Raw genomic sequence first — 16,543 nt, 5'->3', positions numbered from 1 at the left:
ATCGTGATTTCGGCAGCCTTACCGCGGCCGGCTGCGCTCGATGATATCAGCCGCACCCTTGGACAGCAGATCCAATCCCACCGCCCGGCCGAGCTCGCGCGGACGATTGGCGGGCCCGGTGCGCGAGGCCTCGATGATGGTGTTGCCGGAGAGGTCGAGCACCGATGCGGTGAGCGACATCCGATCGCCCGTGATGGTCGAAAAGCCCGCCACCGGTGAATTGCAATGGCCGTTCAGCACCCACAGCACCTCGCGCTCGGCGTCGGCGGAGGCGTGCGCAGCGGCGTCGTCGATCGACGACAGGATCTGTCGCGTCTGCCAATCCTGCGCGGCGCATTCGACCGCGACGATGCCCTGCCCTGCCGCGGGCAACATCTCCACTGCTGTGAATTCGTAGGCGATGCGATGGGACAGGCCGACGCGATCGAGGCCCGAGCGCGCCATGATCAGCGCATCCGCAGGCCCCACAGCGCCGCCATCCGGCAGGCGCTGTTTCTCGCCATTGTCGAGCTTGCGCACACGCGTGTCGGCGGCGCCGCGGAAGTGGATCACCTCGACATCAGGGAACAGCCGCCGCGCATAGGCTGCGCGACGCACCGCGTTGGTGCCGATCTTGAAACCCTTGCCGCGGGACTGCCGCAGCGCCTGCAGCGTCACACCCTCGCGCAGCACCAGCGCATCACCAGGCGGATCGCGCGACAGCGTGGCACCGATGACGAGACCCGGCGTGTCCTCGTTACCAGGCATGTCCTTTAACGAATGCATCGCCGCCTGGAGCTCACCCGACAGCACGGCGGCGCGGATCTGCGCCACGAAGGCGCCGCCTTTGCCGCCATGCGGCAGCAGCTTGCTGGTCTGGTCGAGATCGCCCGTGGTATCGAATTTGACGATCTCGACGTCGAGACCGGGCACGGCGGCGGTCAGGCGGCGCGCAATCTCTTCCGTCTGTGCCAGCGCCATGGCGCTCTTGCGTGTGCCGATCTTCAGTCGCGTAGCCAAGTCCAAATCCTTTCAAAGCGCGAATTTAACGCGCATCCTCCAATATCATGTCGGAGGCCTTTTCGGCGATCATGATGATCGGCGCATTGGTGTTCCCTGACACCAGATCGGGCATGATCGAGCCGTCGACGACGCGAAGGCCGTCGAGCCCCCTCACCTTCAGCCGCTGATCGACCACCGCGAGCGCGTCATTGCCCATACGACAGGTCGAGGTTGGATGATAGATGGTGCTGCCGCGTTCGCGGCAATAATCCAGGATCTCGGCATCCGAAGATACTTTCGCGCCGGGGTCGTACTCGCTGACCACGAACGGTTTCAGCGCCGGAGCGTTCAGGATCTTGCGCAAGATCTTGATGCCCTCGACGTTGGTGGTGCGATCGGTCTCGGTCGACATGTAGTTGATGCGGATTTCCGGCGGCACGGCCGGGTCGGCACTCTTGATGCGGAGGGAACCGCGACTTTCAGGACGGAGCTGGCAAACCGAAGCGGTGAAGCCGGAGAAATCGTGCAGCTTCTCGCCCATCTTGTCGGTCGAGAACGGCAGGAAATGAACCTGGATGTCGGGCGAGGCGAGGCGCGGACTGGTCTTGAAGAAGGCGCCCGCCGTGCCCGCTGCGATCGTCAGCCATCCCTTGCGAAACAGCGCATAGCGTGCGCCGGCCATCGTGCGGCGAAGCGGATGATTGATGGTGTCGTTGAGCGTGATCTTCTGCGAGCAGCGCATGACGATGCGGACCTGCATGTGATCCTGCAGATCATGCCCCACGCCGGCAGCATCGAGCACCACCTCGATGCCATGCTTGCGCAGGAGATCGCCGGGCCCGACGCCGGAGAGCTGAAGCAGCTGCGGCGAGTTGTAGGCGCCGCTCGACACGACGACTTCCCGCCGCGCGCGGGCGCGGCGCAAGGTGGCGCCTTGCCGGTATTCGACGCCTGCGGCTCGGCGCCCTTCGAACAGGATGCGCTGAGCGTGGGCGGAGGTCTCGATCTTCAGATTGCTGCGCGCCTTCGCGGGACCGAGATAGGCCACCGACGTCGAGGCGCGCCGGCCGTTGCGCGTCGTGGTCTGAAACAGGCCGACGCCTTCTTGGGTCGCGCCGTTGAAATCAGGATTGTAGGGCAGACCGCTCTCGACGGCAGCGTCGATGAAGGCCTTCGACAGCGGATCGGTCACGATCATGTTGGACACCGGCAGCGGCCCGCCCGTGCCGTGATACTGGTCGGCGCCGCGCGACTGGTTCTCGGCCTTCTTGAAATAGGGCAGCACGTCGTCATAGCCCCAGCCGGCGTTGCCGAGCTGGCGCCAGCGGTCGTAGTCCTCGTGCTGGCCGCGGACATAGAGCAGGCCGTTGATCGAGCTCGATCCGCCCAGCGTCTTGCCGCGCGGCTGGAACACCTGGCGACCCTTCAGCTCCGGCTCCGGCTCGGTCTGGTACATCCAGTTGACGCTCTTCTCCTTGAACAGCTTGCCGTAGCCGAGCGGGACGTGGATCCAGATGTTGGAATCCTTCGGGCCGGCCTCGAGCAGCAGCACGCTGTGCTTGCCGTTCGCCGAGAGCCTGTTGGCGAGCACGCAGCCGGCGGAGCCGGCGCCGACGATGATGTAGTCGAATTCGGGATCGGTGGGTGCGAGAGAGGAAGTTGCGTTCATGCGCTACTGTTCTTCTTGTTGGCGTGGGCGTTTCCGGTTCGTCACTACCACAATCATGCGGGCAGACGCAGCGCTTCCACCAGCGACTTGAACGCACGGGCATATTCCGCGCCCGCCCTTGCGATGTCAGCGCGACCAGCGCAGGCGACTGCGGCTTCCGTCACCGCGCCGAGCAGGAGGCGCGCCAGCGGCTCGACCGGCTGACGCGCGATCAGGCCGACCTCCATCGCGGCGGAGAGCGCGCGCGGCATCTTGCCGCCAAAGTGCTGCGCGTCGATCTCGCGCCAGCGCTCCCAGCCGAGCACGGCGGGGCCGTCACGCAGAATGATCTGGCCGGTCGGCCCCTTCGCGGTCGCGGCAAAGTAATGCTGGGTGCCGGCGACCATGGCGGCGAGTACGTCCTTCTCGGCGCGTGCCGTGCGGTCGATCTCGGCAACGAGGTCGCGCGACACCTGGTCGAACACAGCCTCAAACACCGCCTCCTTGGTCTTGAAGTGATGATAGACCGCGCCTTTGGCCACCGAAGCGCCTTCGGCAATGTCGTCCATAGTGGTCGCGGCAAAGCCTTGCGTCCCGAACAGGCGCCGCGCCGCCGTCAGGATCGCCTCCGATGTCGCCGCCCGCCGCTCCGCCTGTTTGGCCATAAGCTCTCGTCTAGTCGAATTCGCGAGAGCCGGCCAGTTGACTTTTCGACTATCGGTCGGTAATTACCGACTATTAGTCGGTTTTAAATTGTGAGGTCACCATGCCGAGCCGTGAGATCGTGGAAGCCTTTGCGAAGCGGCTGGAGGATGGCGACTTCGTCGGCGCGATCCTCGACTACTACACCGCTGATACCGCGACCTATGAGAATCTCGCCGCGCCGGTGGTCGGGCGCGACAAGCTCGCGGATAAGGAGCGCGGCGTGCTGGCGGCGTTCAAGGAGGTCACTGCCGTGCGCCTCGGCCCGAGCCTGATCGATGGCGACGTCGTCGCCAGCCGCTGGAAGTTCTCCTTCACCGACGCCGAGGGCGCGACGCGGACGCTGGAGGAGATCGCATGGCAGACCTGGCGAGGCAATGAGATCATCGAGGAGCGCTTCTTCTACGATCCGAAGCAACTCGGACGCTGAGCGGGATTCCCCTATCGGTACAGCATGACCACGGCCAGACCGACGAGAGGCGCAAGAAACTGAACGGCCTGCCACCGAGAGCCATCGATCGACCACCGTCCGTAGAAGACGGTGCCGCCGCGTTGGGGCGGCGATGCCGGTTGATCCCGAAATGTCTTCCACCGCGCCTCGGCAGGCCCGAGAAAATCTTCCGCTTTGACCGCCATGTCGGCGCTGCTCAGCACCACCTGGATCGCCTCGCCTTTCGGCTGGAACATGGCCTCGGCCCCGGGTGGCGAGAAGAAGCTGCGCTTCGGGGCGATATGCTGCTCATAGAAGTTTTGACCGACCGTGACGGCCGCAGCGTATGGACTGACATACGGCACCCCCGAGATGCCGGGAACGACCAGATGGCCCACCCCGCGCACCTCCTGCCAGGGAATGAAGAGACCCTTGAGCCATGGCCTGTGAAAGTGGATGCCCGCGGAAGACATGGAGACGACCGCCCGATCCGCGTAGAAGTGCCGGTAAGCTGAAAACGCGATCCATCCGAAACCCAGATAGAGCAACATCCAGCCGAAAACGTTCAGCGATGGGTTCACGAGATGAGTCCAATAGTGACTGCGCATCGTGCCGACATAGCTGGAGCCGCCGCTTGGCCCGCCGACGAATACGCTGATCACACCGATCAAGCCGGAGACGATGATCAGGACCAGGACGCCGATCAACAACTCAAGCAGCAAGGGCAGGCCGGACCGCCCGATCAGGCTCGTCAGGGCATAGCCTGCGAATGCCAGCCCCAGCAGAGCCACATAGACGACTGCCAAAACCGCTCCATTCTGGCCGCGGCTCTCTGCGTGAAGCGCGATCGCAAGGCCGGCGACGCAAGCCCACATGGCCCAGGGAAGGCGGTCCATCCGCCATTTGTCCATCGTGTATTCGACCGTTGCCGACACGTCGGCTGAAGGCTCGCTCATGGACAGGCCCTCGGAATTTCGAACGCATCCGGTGCCGACGCGGCGCACGGTGGCCTGCCGGTCCACGAAACGTATCACGCGATCGAGGGGGCGTCTCGATCCGCTGACGAGAAGAAAACATCAGCGCAGATTCCGGTGTTGAGGTCCGGATAGGAGGCTGATGATCCCCGGAGCTTGGCCTTGTCATTTAATGACTGATCGGTCTATATATTGGCATGAGGCAAAATACTGCAACGCCGATGCCCCGTGGCCGGCCGCGAAGTTTCGACGTGGACGCTGCCGTCGAACGCGCGATGGATGTGTTCTGGTCGCGCGGCTATCACGCCACGGCGCTGCCCGATCTCCTTCGCGCGACCAGGCTGTCGCGGGGCAGTCTCTACGCCGCTTTCGGCGACAAGCATTCGCTCTTCTTGCGCGCGCTCGATCGCTACATCGCGGATGCCTTGGCGCGGATGGATGTGGAATTCGATCCCCGGAACGATCCGGTCGACGGCCTGCGGGCCTGCCTGGCCGGCTACGTCGAGCGCACCAGCGGGAGCAACGGTCGGCGCGGATGTCTCCTGGTGGCCACGGCCATGGAATTGGCTGGCGGGGATGCCGACGTCGGTCGACGCGTCGCGGGCTTCTTCAAGGCGATGGAGGCCAAAGTGACCGATGCACTGTCCCGCGCGAAAGCGGCGGGCAGGTTGGCCGATGGTGTTGAGCCCGCAACGGCCGCCCGGGTTCTCGTCTGTTTCGTTGAAGGGCTGCGCGTGGTCGGCAAGACGGCACCGGCACGGACCACATCGCAAGCGGCCGTCGACGCTCTCATCGGTCGTTTCGTCAGGTAAGCAACCCCGTGACGCCTGCGCTGATGGTGCGCCCATATTTGGACTGATCGGTCTTTAAAAAGGACATCCGCCATGTCTGCCATCCAGATCGTCTGCGCGATCGCCGTTCCCCTGATTTGGGGTTATCAGTTCGTGGCCATCAAAGTGGGCGTTGCGGAGTTTCCACCGCTCTTCTTCCTCGCACTGCGCTTTCTGGCCATTGCGCTGCTGCTTGTTCCGTTCGTGGACAGGCCCACGCGTCAACAGCTCGGCCCTGTCGCAGCCATTTCGCTTTTCCTGGGCGGACTAAATTTCGGGCTGTTCTACGTTGGCCTCGGGCTCGGCTCGGGAAGCATATCGGCCGTCGCATACCAACTCGCCACGCCCTTCACGGTTCTGTTGGCCTGGCCGCTGCTGGCGGAGAGACCGTCACTTGCCACCTGCGCCGGAGTGATGCTTGCATTCGTCGGCGTGACCGTGCTGGCGGCGGAGCCGGGCCAGTCCACCAACCCGCTTCCGCTGCTGCTTGTAGTCGGAGCAGCTTTCGCCTTCGCGGTGTCCAACGTCTTGACGAAGCGTTATGGCCCCTTCGATCCCTTGATGTTGATGGGGTGGTCCTCGCTGCTCACGGTACCGCAGGTCATGTTGATGTCGCTGCTCCTTGAACATGGACAAGCGGCGAGCCTTGTGACGGCGGGCGAACTTGGCTGGCTGGCGCTCGCCTACACGATCTTCGCCGGGGGAATTGTCGGGTTTGGCCTCTGGTTCTGGCTGATCGCCCGTTGCTCGATGGTGCGCGTCGCGCCCTTCGGTCTGCTACTTCCGGTGTTTGCCTTGCTTTCGAGCGTACTGTTTCTCGGCGACCGGCTTACGCCCAAGCTGATCGTCGGCGGACTGCTCGCGATCTCCGGGGTCGCCATCACCCAGCTGAGACCGCGCCCCCGCCCCGTTTGATGTCCGGCCTGTCGGGCATTTGTATCGATTTGTTATCGATACTGCGTGAAGAGCACGCAGAAGTGGTCGCGGCCGGCGCGGCAAGCGGGGATAATTCATAGTTCGTCAAAGGTTTACGGCGAATTCTCCGGATCGAGCCGAAAAGAACGGCCCGTGCTGCTAGGCTATTGAATGCGGACTCAAACGACCAGCTATGTCGCCCGGCTGTTCGCCGGCGATCTGTCGGCCTTTGGCGGCCCCGCAACGGACGAGGCCGTGGCCGGGCATATCCGCGCCGAGCAGATGTCGCTGGTGCTCGGCTATTCGGTCGGCATCATGCTGGCCAATGCCTGCAACGCCATCGTGCTCGCCATCGCGCTGTGGCAGTCGCCGGACAGAATGCCCGCCCTGATCTGGGCGGCGGCTGTCGCCGCCGCCGCGATCGGATTTGGCCTGCAATCCCACGTCGCGCGCCGCATCACCAAGCCGCAATTCGTCTCGCGTCGCGCGATGTACCGGCTGGTGCGCAACGCCTTCATCCTCGGCGCCGCCTGGGGCATCGTCCCGGTCGCCTTCTTCGCCGACGCTTCCAGCGGCGGCCAGCTCGTCATTACCTGCCTGTGCGCGGGCATGCTGGCCGGCGGCGCGCTCGCCTTCGCCACCATTCCGATCGCGGCGATCGCCTTCACGGCGCCGATCTTCCTCGGCATCGCCATCTGCCTCGGCCAGAACGGCGATCTCGCCTTTCTCCTCATCGCCTTTCTCGTCGTGGTCTACGGCAGCGTCCTTTTGCGCGGCGTGTTCGTCAATTCGTTCTCGTTCGCCCGGCGCATGATGCGGCAGATCGAGGCCGAGCGCACGGTGCGGCTCGATCCCCTGACCCACCTGCCCAACCGCGTCGCCTTCAACGAAACGCTCGATGCCGCGCTCAAGCGGCTGGCGCTATCGGGCGAGGAATTCGCGGTGCTCCTGCTCGATCTCGACCGCTTCAAGGAGGTCAACGACCAGTTCGGCCATCCCGCCGGCGACGAATTCCTGGTCCAGGTCGCCAGCCGCCTGCAACGCTGCACGCGCGCCGCCGAGCACGTCGCGCGGATCGGCGGCGACGAGTTCGCGCTGGTGATGGCCAATCTGACACGGCCCGAGGATGCGCTCGAGATCGCCGAACGCTTCGTCGCGGCCTTCAGCGAGCCGTTCCAGATCGAGGGTCGCCAGATCGTCGGCGCGATCAGCGTCGGCATCGTGCTGGCGCCACGCGACGGCAACACGCCGCTCGACCTCATGAAGAATGCCGATGCCGCGCTCTACCGCGCCAAGAAGGTGGGGCCGGGCACGGTCTGCTTCTTCGAACAGGCCGACGACAAATCGTCCCGCGAGCGCAAGGCGCTGCAAGCGGACCTCGCAGGCGCGATTGCGCGCAACGAGCTGTTCCTGGTGTTCCAGCCATTCCTCGATCTCGGCACCAACCGGATCACCGGCTTCGAGGCGCTATTGCGCTGGCAGCACCCTTCGCGCGGGCTGGTTCCTCCGAGTGAATTCATACCAGTCGCCGAAGAGACCGGGCTGATCCACGAGATCGGCGAATGGGTCATCCGCCGCGCCTGCGCGACGCTGGCGGACTGGCCCGAAGACATCAGGGTTGCCGTGAATTTCTCGGCCGCGCAATTTCACAACACGGCCATCCTCCAGACCATCGTGCAGGCGCTCGCCGACGCCAGGATCGCCCCGCAACGTCTCGAGATCGAGATCACGGAATCGATGCTGCTGGCGAAGTACGGTTCGGCCGCGACGGTCCTGAACGCACTGCTGGAGCTCGGCGTCACCCTCGCGCTCGACGATTTTGGCACCGGCTTCTCCTCGCTGACCTACCTGCGCAAACTGCCGTTCAGCCGCATCAAGATCGACCAGTCCTTCATCCGCGACATGCTGGTGCAGCCGGACTGCGCGGCCATCGTGAAATCGGTGATCTCGCTTGCGCGCGATTTGCGGATCGGCGTCGTGGCGGAGGGGGTCGAGTCCGCCGACCAGCTCGAATATCTCAGGCAGATCAGTTGCGACGAGGTGCAGGGCTATCTGATCAGCCGGCCGGTGGCCGCGGACGGGGTGATGGCGCTGCTGGAGACGAAGAAGTACCGGGCGATTTACGCGGCGTAGGGCTCTACCGATTGGTCCTTCGTAGCCCGGATGGAGCGGAGCGCAATCCGGGACGAGTGTGCGCCGGAGCAACACCGCCCCGGATTTCGCTCCGCTCCATCCGGGCTACAGGGATTCCCCCAGAGGAGAGAACCCTCACCCGCGCCTTCGGCGCGACCTCTCCCGCAAGCGGGAGAGGTGGAGCCCGCGGCGCCGTCTACTTGCTCCTAGGAGAGTCCCGCTCCGGCCTCCTTCAAACCGCATCCGCGCGCAGCAACGTATCCACCGTGATCGTGCCGCGCGCGCGGGAGACGCAGGCGCAGATCTTCTGGTTGCTCTGTTTCTGATGGTCGCTGAAGAAGACGTCGCGATGGTCGATCTCGCCGTCGACATTGACCACGTCGATGGCACAGAGGCCGCATTCGCCGCGCTTGCAATCGGATATCACCTCAAAGCCGCTGGCATTGAGCACGTCGAGCATCGAGCGCTCACGCGGGATCTCGAGCTCGACACCGGAGTCTTTCAGGCGCACCCTGAACGTTTCGGTGGGCAGCGTGCCGCTGGAGCCGAACGTCTCGTAGCGGAGATCGGGGAGCGGATGGCCGGCGCCGATCCAGGCATGGCGTGCGGCGTCGAGCATGCGCATCGGGCCGCAGAACAGCGCTAGCGTGCCTTGCGGCAATGAGGCGAACAGCGCGTCCATATCGAGCCGGCTGCCTTCCTCGCTGGCATGAACGACGAGGCGATCGCCAAGCATCGCGGCGAGATCGTCGAGATAGGCGGCCTCGCGGCGCGAGCGTACGGCATAATGCAGCGTGACATCCGCCCCGCGCCGCGCCAGCGCCTGCGCGGCGCCGAGGATCGGGGTGATGCCGATGCCGCCGGCAATCAGGCAATAATTCTCGCGAGTCCAGTCCACCGCGAGCAGCGAGGCGGGCTGGGTGATGTCGAGCCGCGCGCCCGACTGCAAGGACCACATGTAGCGGGAGCCGCCACGGGAATCCTCCGCGCGGCGCACAGCAATTCGGAGGCCGTGCGACGAGGCCTCGCCAACCAGCGAATAGGACCGCGTCTCCGGCAGGCCGTCGATGGTGACGCTGACATTGATGTGGCTGCCGACCGGATAGGCCGCGGCCTCGAACTGATCCGGCTTGATCTGGAATTCGCGGACGTTCGGGGTGAGATCGCGGGTGGCGACGAGCGTTGCTGGGGTCCAGGTCTCGATGAAGCGCATGGTGACTGCCCTCAATCGGTTGCGGTCTTGATCAGCGCGAGCGCCGGCAAGAGGTCGAGATGGGTGCGGTTGCGCAGCGCGAGCCGCAGGTTTCGCACCGCCAGCCGGGCATGCTCGCGCATGACGGCCTCGGCGCGCGCGCCTTCGCGGTTCTCGATGGCGTCGATCACGACCCGATGGTGCTCCTGGGCGATGATCAGGATCTGCTGTGCCTCCGGCAACGCCGATTGCGCCATCACGAAGCCGCTCGGCGAGGCAAACGGCAGCGCCGAGGCGCGGTCGATCTGCCGGATCAGCGGCGGGCTGCGCGACAGTTCCGTGAGCTGGGCGTGGAAGCGCGCATTCAGCGCGACGTAGGACGAGAAAGCATCGACCGAGATCGGCACCTGCCGCAGCAGCTCGTCGATCGCAGCAAGGCACTCCTTCAGCGGCTCGAGCTCGCGCGCAGAGACGCCGCGCTCGGCGGCAAAGCGCGCCGCCAGGCCTTCCAGCGTGCCGCGCAGCTCGATGGAATCGGAGATGTCGCGCTCGGAAAACGCCTTCACCATGAAGCCGCCGGAGGGGATCGCCTCCAACAGCCCCTCCTCCTCCAGCCGCACCAGCGCCATGCGCACCGGTGTGCGCGAAGCGCCTGTGGTCTCCACCGCCTGCAGCTCGGAGATGCGCTCGCCCGGCCGCAAGGCGCCCGACAGGATCTGGTCGCGCAGCGCGAGCTGCGCCTTCACGGTCTGCGAGATGGAGCGGTCGACCTCACGCTCGGCCATGTTCTACTCCGCGGCCTGAAGGTGCTTTGGGGCGTTTTCCTTCGCCACCATCCGATCGATCAGCTTGCGCGACCACATCGCGCCGGCGTCGATGTTGAGGTTGTAGAAGATGCGGTCGGGGTTTTCGTCCATCGCGCGCTGCTGCGCTTCGAGGATCAGCTCGTCCTCGCGGAAGATGCCGGAGACGCCCTCGCGGATCTCGGTGGTGAGGCGCTGCTCACTGATCCGATAATTGCGGACGAACGACCAGAAATAGTGACAGGTCTTCTCGGTCTCCGGCGTGATCGTATTGAGCACGAAGCCGTTGACGCCCTGCGAGCGGTCGCCTTCCGGCGCACCGGTCCCTGTCGGCGCGACGCCGACGTCGATGGCGATGGTGCACGGCGCCTCGAAGCGGATGATCTGCCAGCGGTCGACGAGGCCGGGCTTGCCGAGCTGCTTGGCCCAGAACGGCGGCGGCTCGATGCCCCGCATCCAGCGCGTCACCGTCACCGTCTTCTCGCCATGGGTGACGTCGAACGGCGCCTCGGCGACGGCGTCATTGCCGATGGAGGAGCCGTGCACGAAGGTCTCGTGGGTGAGATCCATGAGATTGTCGAGCACGAGGCGGTAGTCGCAATTGACGTGGATGGTCTTGCCGTCGCCGGCCCAGGCCGGGTCGTGATTCCAGTGCATGTCGGGGACGAGCGCGGGATCGGCAAGTGCGGGATCGCCCATCCAGAGCCAGACGTAGCGGTGACGCTCGACCACGGGATAGGCACGCACGCAGGCCGAGGGGTTGATGGTCTCCTGCGAGGGCATGAAGGTGCAGCGCCCCTGCGCGTTGTATTTGAGGCCATGATAGCCGCAGACGACAGTGTCGCCTTCAAGCCGGCCCTTGGACAGCGGCACCAGGCGATGCCAGCAGGCGTCCTCCAGCGCGGTCACCGTGCCGTCGGCCTTGCGATACATCACGACATGCTTGCCGCAGATCGTCCGCGGCAGCAACGCCGCCTTGACGTCGGCGTCCCACGCCGCGGCGTACCAGGCATTCATGGGGAAGGGTTTTGTCATGTCTCACTCCCACGGCTTATGAATACGTTCTGTATACAATAGCTGAGGGATGGAATTGTTCAAGGGAGAATCAGCTCTACTTTAATACCTTTATCCCTTTGCTTGTATACAGAGCGGGGGAATGGATCGCGTCCGTCTCCCCTTACCCTCCCCTGGAGGGGAGGGTAAGAAAGCGCCAGTGTTGGCTTTAACTCGCGAACACCTTGGCTAGGCCCGCCTGGGCTTCCTCCTGGATCCGTTTCAGGTGCTCGGGGCTGCGGAAGCTTTCGGCGTAGATCTTGTAGACGTCCTCAGTGCCGGACGGGCGCGCCGCGAACCAGCCGAAATCGGTTTCGACCTTGACGCCGCCGAAGGGCTGGCCGTTGCCCGGCGCCTTGCTCAGCGTCGCGCGAACGGGATCGCCGGCGAGGTCCTTGAGGCCGAGCTGCTCTGGTGTGAGGGACTTCAGGATGTTCTTCTGCGGCCCGGTGGCGGCAACGTCGATGCGCGCGTAATGCGGCATGCCGAATTCGGCGGTGAGATCATTGAAGATCTGGCTGGGATCGCGGCCGGTCTTGGCCATGATCTCGGCAGCGAGCAGGCCGAGGATGACGCCGTCCTTGTCGGTGGTCCACACCGCGCCGTCGCGGCGCAAGAACGAGGCCCCTGCACTCTCCTCGCCGCCGAAGCCGAAGCCGCCGGTGACGAGGCCGTCGACGAACCATTTGAAGCCGACCGGCGTCTCCACCAGCTTGCGGCCGAGCTTTTTGGCGACGCGGTCGATGATCGAGCTCGACACCACGGTCTTGCCGATCGCCGCATCCTTGCCCCAGTCCGGACGGTGCGCGAACAGGTAGGAGATCGCGGTCGCCAGGTAATGGTTCGGATTCATCAACCCGCCGGTGCGCGTGACGATGCCGTGACGGTCGGCGTCGGTGTCGTTGGCAAAGGCGACGTCGAAGCGGTCGCGCATGCCGATCAGGCTCGCCATCGCGTAAGGCGAGGAGCAGTCCATGCGGATCTTGCCGTCCCAGTCCACCGTCATGAAACGGAAGGTCGGATCGATCGCCTCGTTCACGACTGTGGCGTTGAGGCCATAGCGCTCGATGATCGGATGCCAGTAATGCACGGCGGCGCCGCCGAGCGGATCGATGCCGATCTTGACGCCGGCGGATTTAACGAGGTCCAGATCGACGACATTGCCGAGATCGGCGACGTAAGGCGTGACGAAGTCGTAGGCGTGGACATTCGCGGCCTTGCGCGCCCTCGAATAGTCGATGCGCTTCACGTCCTCGAGCTCGCCGGCGAGATAGGCGTTGGCGCACTTCTCGACGGCAGCGGTCACGTCCGTATCGGCCGGGCCGCCATGAGGCGGATTGTATTTGTAGCCGCCGTCCTCGGGGGGATTGTGCGAGGGGGTGATGACGACGCCGTCAGCAAGACCAGAGGTGCGGCCCTTGTTATAGGTGAGGATCGCATGCGAGATGACGGGCGTCGGCGTGTAGCCGCCATCCTTGTCGATCATGACCTCGACGCCGTTGGCTGCGAACACCTCGACGGCGCTTGTAAGCGCCGGCTCGGCCAGCGCATGGGTATCGATGCCGATGAAGAGCGGGCCGGTCAGGCCCTTCTCCTTGCGGTAATCACAAATCGCCTGCGTGGTCGCGAGGATGTGGCCTTCGTTGAAGGTGTTCTTGAACGAGGTGCCGCGATGGCCCGACGTGCCGAACGCCACGCGCTGTGCCGGATCGGACGCATCCGGCTTGCCGGCGAAATAGGCCGTCACCAGCCGCGGAATATTGGTGAGCGCGTCCGGCGAGGCCTGCTTGCCCGCCGCGGGATGAACATCAGCCACTGGAATACCCTCGTCCTGTCGTGAGTGCGGGACACCATAGCATCGGCCAAGCCCCCGCCAAGGGCACAACACGCGCGACGGGGAAGGCGTTCCTTGGAGGCGCTGCAGTCCCCATGAGCGGCCTTCGTGCTATGCTCGGCAGCACCGCCCTTTCGAATCGTCTCATGATCCCTTCGCGCAAGCTGCTCGTGCTGATCGCCGGCCTCGCCCTGGCCGGTGCACCGGCGCGCGCCGCGGAGTTCTACACCGAGGACCTGCGCATCCCGATGGCGGAGGCCGGACCGCAGGGGCTGGAGGCCTTTCTGGTCCGACCAGTCGGGACCAAGCGCTATCCGCTGGCGCTGCTCAGCCACGGCTCGCCGCGCAAGTTCGAGGACCGCGCGACCATGTCGGCGCACAAATATTATGGCATCGCGCTGGAATACGCCCGGCGCGGCTTTGCGGCGCTGGTGGTGATGCGGCGCGGCTACGGCACCTCGCTGGGCGGGCGCGTCGACAGCGTCGGCGGTTGCGCAAAGGCCGCGTACCTGCCGGCGGCCGCCGTCGCGGTTGCCGATCTGCGCGCCGCGATCGATGCGATGGCGCACCGGGGCGACGTGACGACATCGGGCATGATCGCGGCCGGCCATTCCGCAGGCGGCCTTGCAACGGTGGCGCTGAGCGCACAGGCGCCGGCGGGCCTCGTCGCCGCAATCAATTTTGCCGGCGGCCGCGGCTCGCGCAACGACGACGATGTCTGCAATCCGGATGGGCTGGTGCAGGCCTTCGCCACCTTCGGCAAGACCTCGCACGTGCCCATGCTGTGGGTCTATGCCAGCAACGATTCCTATTTCGGTCCCGACCTCGCGCGCCGGCTCCATGACGGATTTCGCGCCGGCGGCGGCAATGCGAGGTTCGTGGCGGCACCGGCTTACGGCGAAGACGGGCATTATCTCTATTCGGTCGCGGGCCGGCCGCAATGGACACCGTATCTCGACGCCTTCCTGCGCGAGCGCGGGCTCGGCCATGAAGTACTGGGCCTGCCTGATCCGCTGCCGCCGCCACGCCAGCTCAACGAGGCCGCGCGGGCCGAGTTCGCGCGCTATCTCGCCAGCCTGCTGCCGCACAAGGCCTTTGCGGTGTCGCCGAACGGCGGCTACGGCTGGCGCGCCGGACGTGCGACGACCGAGGAGGCCCGGCGCGACTCGCTGGCGGCCTGCATGAAATGGTCGCCCAGCTGCACGCTCTATGCGGTCGATGACCAGCTGGAGGAGCCGTCGCAGGCCAGATCCACCGACCAGAGCGCCCGCGCGCGACCGTGACGCACAAACGCCTGAGGCCGGTTTGTTAACTCCGGCGCTCTATGACAGGCCCATGCTGCGGGATCGGGCACGCTCCATTCTCGGCGCGACGTGGAAGCACGTCGCGGTCGTCCTGCTCGTGTCGGCTCCGATCGGCACACATGCGGCCGACGGCAGCAGCGAGCTCGGCGCCGGCGAAACGCCGTCGTCGCGGGCCATGATCCGAAAGATCATCGAGCGGGAAACCAAGAGCACCGATCTGCCGGCCGATATCGCCGAGGCGGTCGTCTTCGTCGAAAGCGGCTACAACCCGGCGGCCATCGGCAGCGCGGGCGAAATCGGCCTGATGCAGGTGCGCCCCGAGACCGCGGCGATGCTGGGCTTCCGCGGCAGCAGCGCGGAGCTGGCCGAACCCGACGTCAACATCCATTACGGGGTGCTCTATCTCAGCCAAGCCTGGCGGCTTTCGGGCGGGGACCTCTGCCGCGCGCTGATGAAATACCGGGCGGGTCATGGCGAAGTGGAGATGAGCGCGCGGTCGCAGGTCTATTGCAACCGGGCCCGCAACCGGCTTGTCGCGATGAGCGCGATGCCGGGAGAGCGCGAAGCTGCGGCTGCTCCGGATCCGGCGTCCACGGTTGCAGCTGCCGTTGCGGTTGCGGCTGCGGCGCCCGTGAAACCGGCGAGCCGCCCGAAGATGCCGGTGCAGCCGAAGGCGGTCTATGCCCGCTATCGTCAAGGCACCGCGGCCGCCAGCCGCGCCTATTGGGCGGCCCATGAGGCCAGGGTCAGCCGGATCAAGGCGCGCATCGAAGCACGTTGGAAGCGCGTCGCATCGCGCTGACGGCGATGTTGCTATTGTCTGAGCATGATCTTGCCGGAAAACCGCTGCACGCTTTTCCGGATCTTGCGCTACAGCCGCTCGCTGAGCGCGAGCTTGTAGCCGACGCCGGTGACGGTCGCGATCACGGGCGTGCCGCTGCCGACGAGCTTGCGGCGCAGCCGCGCCACCAGCGCATCGACGGTGCGGATGTCGACTTCGGCCTGGCGGTTGCTGACCACCTCGATCAGATAGTCGCGGCTGAGCGGCCTGCCGTCGGCGCCGACGAGCGCCGCCAGCAGGTCGAATTCGGCGCGCGTCAGCGCCACCGGCTTGCCGTCGTTGCCGAGCAATTCGCGCCGGGTCAGGTCGATGATCCAGTCGCCGAACGCGATCGAATTGTGGTTGCGCGCCGCCTTGCGGTCGATCGAGCGACGCCGCAGCACGCTGCGCGCACGCGCGAGCAGATCGCGCAGGTTGATCGGCTTGGTGACGTAATGGTCGCCGGCGACCTCGAGGCCGAGGATGCGGTCGACGTCGGTGTCGCGCCGCGTCACGAAGATGATGCCCGCGTTGCTGGTGGCCTGGATCTCCTTGGCGAGCTCGAAGCCGTCCCCGTCAGGCAGTTGCACGTCGAGGAAGACGAGATCGGTGCGCGCGCGCAGCGCCTGACGGCACTCCGTGCAGGTGCCGGCGCCGACCACGTCGAAATTGTTGTCGCTGAAATAGTCGACCAGCATGGTCCGCGTCACCGGATCGTCCTCGACGACGATCAGCCGCTCGCGGCCGGGCGGACGAGCGGAAGCTACCGCCGTCCTGGCGGTCCCATGTGCCTGCGTCCCGACCTGCAGATTCAAGTCGCCGCGCAACGCGCCGTCATGTGAACGGGCATTCACAGCCTGTTCGAGCCCCCGAAATTGCCTGCCGCGATACTAGGCGCGTTGTGATGCGCAAACAATATTGGTC

At 65.5% G+C, this 16,543-nt stretch carries 15 protein-coding genes; 6 read left to right on the top strand and 9 right to left on the bottom strand.

Annotated elements, in window-relative coordinates; all coding sequences use genetic code 11:
* Nucleotides 1-18: 18 nt before the first annotated feature.
* The 3 genes from hemC to I6F31_RS33785 are packed head-to-tail and all read right to left on the bottom strand — an operon-like array spanning nucleotide 19 to nucleotide 3,294.
* Nucleotides 19-999 (bottom strand): hydroxymethylbilane synthase, encoded by a 981-nt coding sequence (gene hemC / locus I6F31_RS33795; RefSeq protein WP_225186852.1) that lies wholly within the window; start codon nucleotides 997-999, stop codon nucleotides 19-21.
* Nucleotides 1,000-1,024: 25 nt separating this feature from the next.
* A complete protein-coding gene (locus I6F31_RS33790) occupies nucleotides 1,025-2,650 on the bottom strand; it encodes a choline dehydrogenase (protein ID WP_225145250.1) in 1,626 nt (541 codons plus the stop codon).
* A gap of 53 nt (nucleotides 2,651-2,703) precedes the next feature.
* Nucleotides 2,704-3,294 carry a TetR/AcrR family transcriptional regulator gene (locus I6F31_RS33785; RefSeq protein WP_225147046.1) on the bottom strand — a complete coding sequence of 197 codons (591 nt, stop codon included), beginning with the start codon at nucleotides 3,292-3,294 and terminating at the stop codon, nucleotides 2,704-2,706.
* Between the two features lie 101 nt (nucleotides 3,295-3,395).
* Here I6F31_RS33785 and I6F31_RS33780 point away from each other — a divergent pair, with 101 nt between their 5' ends.
* Complete coding sequence (locus I6F31_RS33780) at nucleotides 3,396-3,761, top strand: nuclear transport factor 2 family protein (protein ID WP_036013913.1); 366 nt, start codon at nucleotides 3,396-3,398, stop codon at nucleotides 3,759-3,761.
* Nucleotides 3,762-3,772: 11 nt separating this feature from the next.
* On the opposite strand, the gene I6F31_RS33775 is transcribed toward I6F31_RS33780, so the two are convergent.
* Entirely contained in the window at nucleotides 3,773-4,783 is a 1,011-nt protein-coding gene (locus I6F31_RS33775) for a hypothetical protein (protein WP_225186851.1), read from the bottom strand.
* A gap of 149 nt (nucleotides 4,784-4,932) precedes the next feature.
* Between I6F31_RS33775 and I6F31_RS33770 the strand changes: the two genes are divergently transcribed.
* From I6F31_RS33770 to I6F31_RS33760, 3 genes are all read left to right on the top strand, one after another.
* Entirely contained in the window at nucleotides 4,933-5,547 is a 615-nt protein-coding gene (locus I6F31_RS33770; protein ID WP_036013914.1) for a TetR/AcrR family transcriptional regulator, read from the top strand.
* A gap of 72 nt (nucleotides 5,548-5,619) precedes the next feature.
* On the top strand, nucleotides 5,620-6,480 hold the full coding sequence (locus I6F31_RS33765; protein ID WP_036013915.1) for an EamA family transporter: 861 nt from the start codon (nucleotides 5,620-5,622) through the stop codon (nucleotides 6,478-6,480).
* A 171-nt stretch (nucleotides 6,481-6,651) separates the two neighbouring features.
* Nucleotides 6,652-8,613, top strand: a complete 1,962-nt coding sequence (locus I6F31_RS33760; protein ID WP_036013916.1) for an EAL domain-containing protein — start codon at nucleotides 6,652-6,654, stop codon at nucleotides 8,611-8,613.
* A 232-nt stretch (nucleotides 8,614-8,845) separates the two neighbouring features.
* Here I6F31_RS33760 and I6F31_RS33755 read toward each other — a convergent pair whose 3' ends face one another.
* The 4 genes from I6F31_RS33755 to pgm all read right to left on the bottom strand — a co-directional run bounded on the left by I6F31_RS33755 (nucleotide 8,846) and on the right by pgm (nucleotide 13,477).
* Nucleotides 8,846-9,826, bottom strand: a complete 981-nt coding sequence (locus tag I6F31_RS33755) for a PDR/VanB family oxidoreductase (protein ID WP_036013917.1) — start codon at nucleotides 9,824-9,826, stop codon at nucleotides 8,846-8,848.
* A gap of 11 nt (nucleotides 9,827-9,837) precedes the next feature.
* Complete coding sequence (locus tag I6F31_RS33750; protein ID WP_036013918.1) at nucleotides 9,838-10,590, bottom strand: GntR family transcriptional regulator; 753 nt, start codon at nucleotides 10,588-10,590, stop codon at nucleotides 9,838-9,840.
* 3 nt (nucleotides 10,591-10,593) lie between these two features.
* On the bottom strand, nucleotides 10,594-11,643 hold the full coding sequence (locus I6F31_RS33745; RefSeq protein WP_036013919.1) for an aromatic ring-hydroxylating dioxygenase subunit alpha: 1,050 nt from the start codon (nucleotides 11,641-11,643) through the stop codon (nucleotides 10,594-10,596).
* A 187-nt stretch (nucleotides 11,644-11,830) separates the two neighbouring features.
* Nucleotides 11,831-13,477: a phosphoglucomutase (alpha-D-glucose-1,6-bisphosphate-dependent) gene (gene pgm, locus I6F31_RS33740; RefSeq protein WP_036013920.1), complete on the bottom strand. Its 1,647-nt coding sequence runs from the start codon at nucleotides 13,475-13,477 to the stop codon at nucleotides 11,831-11,833.
* Between the two features lie 164 nt (nucleotides 13,478-13,641).
* Here pgm and I6F31_RS33735 point away from each other — a divergent pair, with 164 nt between their 5' ends.
* Together I6F31_RS33735 and I6F31_RS33730 are read left to right on the top strand one after the other, a co-directional pair.
* Nucleotides 13,642-14,778 carry a CocE/NonD family hydrolase gene (locus I6F31_RS33735; protein WP_225186850.1) on the top strand — a complete coding sequence of 379 codons (1,137 nt, stop codon included), beginning with the start codon at nucleotides 13,642-13,644 and terminating at the stop codon, nucleotides 14,776-14,778.
* Nucleotides 14,705-15,601, top strand: coding sequence for a transglycosylase SLT domain-containing protein (locus I6F31_RS33730; RefSeq protein ID WP_346656511.1), 897 nt, complete (start codon nucleotides 14,705-14,707; stop codon nucleotides 15,599-15,601). The genes I6F31_RS33735 and I6F31_RS33730 overlap by 74 nt, the downstream gene beginning before the upstream one ends.
* Nucleotides 15,602-15,669: 68 nt before the next feature.
* Here the strand turns inward: I6F31_RS33730 and I6F31_RS33725 are convergent, their stop codons facing one another.
* Nucleotides 15,670-16,473 (bottom strand): response regulator transcription factor, encoded by an 804-nt coding sequence (locus I6F31_RS33725; protein WP_036024738.1) that lies wholly within the window; start codon nucleotides 16,471-16,473, stop codon nucleotides 15,670-15,672.
* Nucleotides 16,474-16,543 lie beyond the last annotated feature (70 nt).

The organism is Bradyrhizobium sp. NBAIM01 (assembly GCF_020194115.1).
In the GTDB taxonomy this organism is placed as follows: Bacteria; Pseudomonadota; Alphaproteobacteria; order Rhizobiales; family Xanthobacteraceae; genus Bradyrhizobium; species Bradyrhizobium yuanmingense.
Note: the sequence above shows the minus strand (reverse complement) of the source record. Positions and strands in the feature narration are given on the sequence as shown.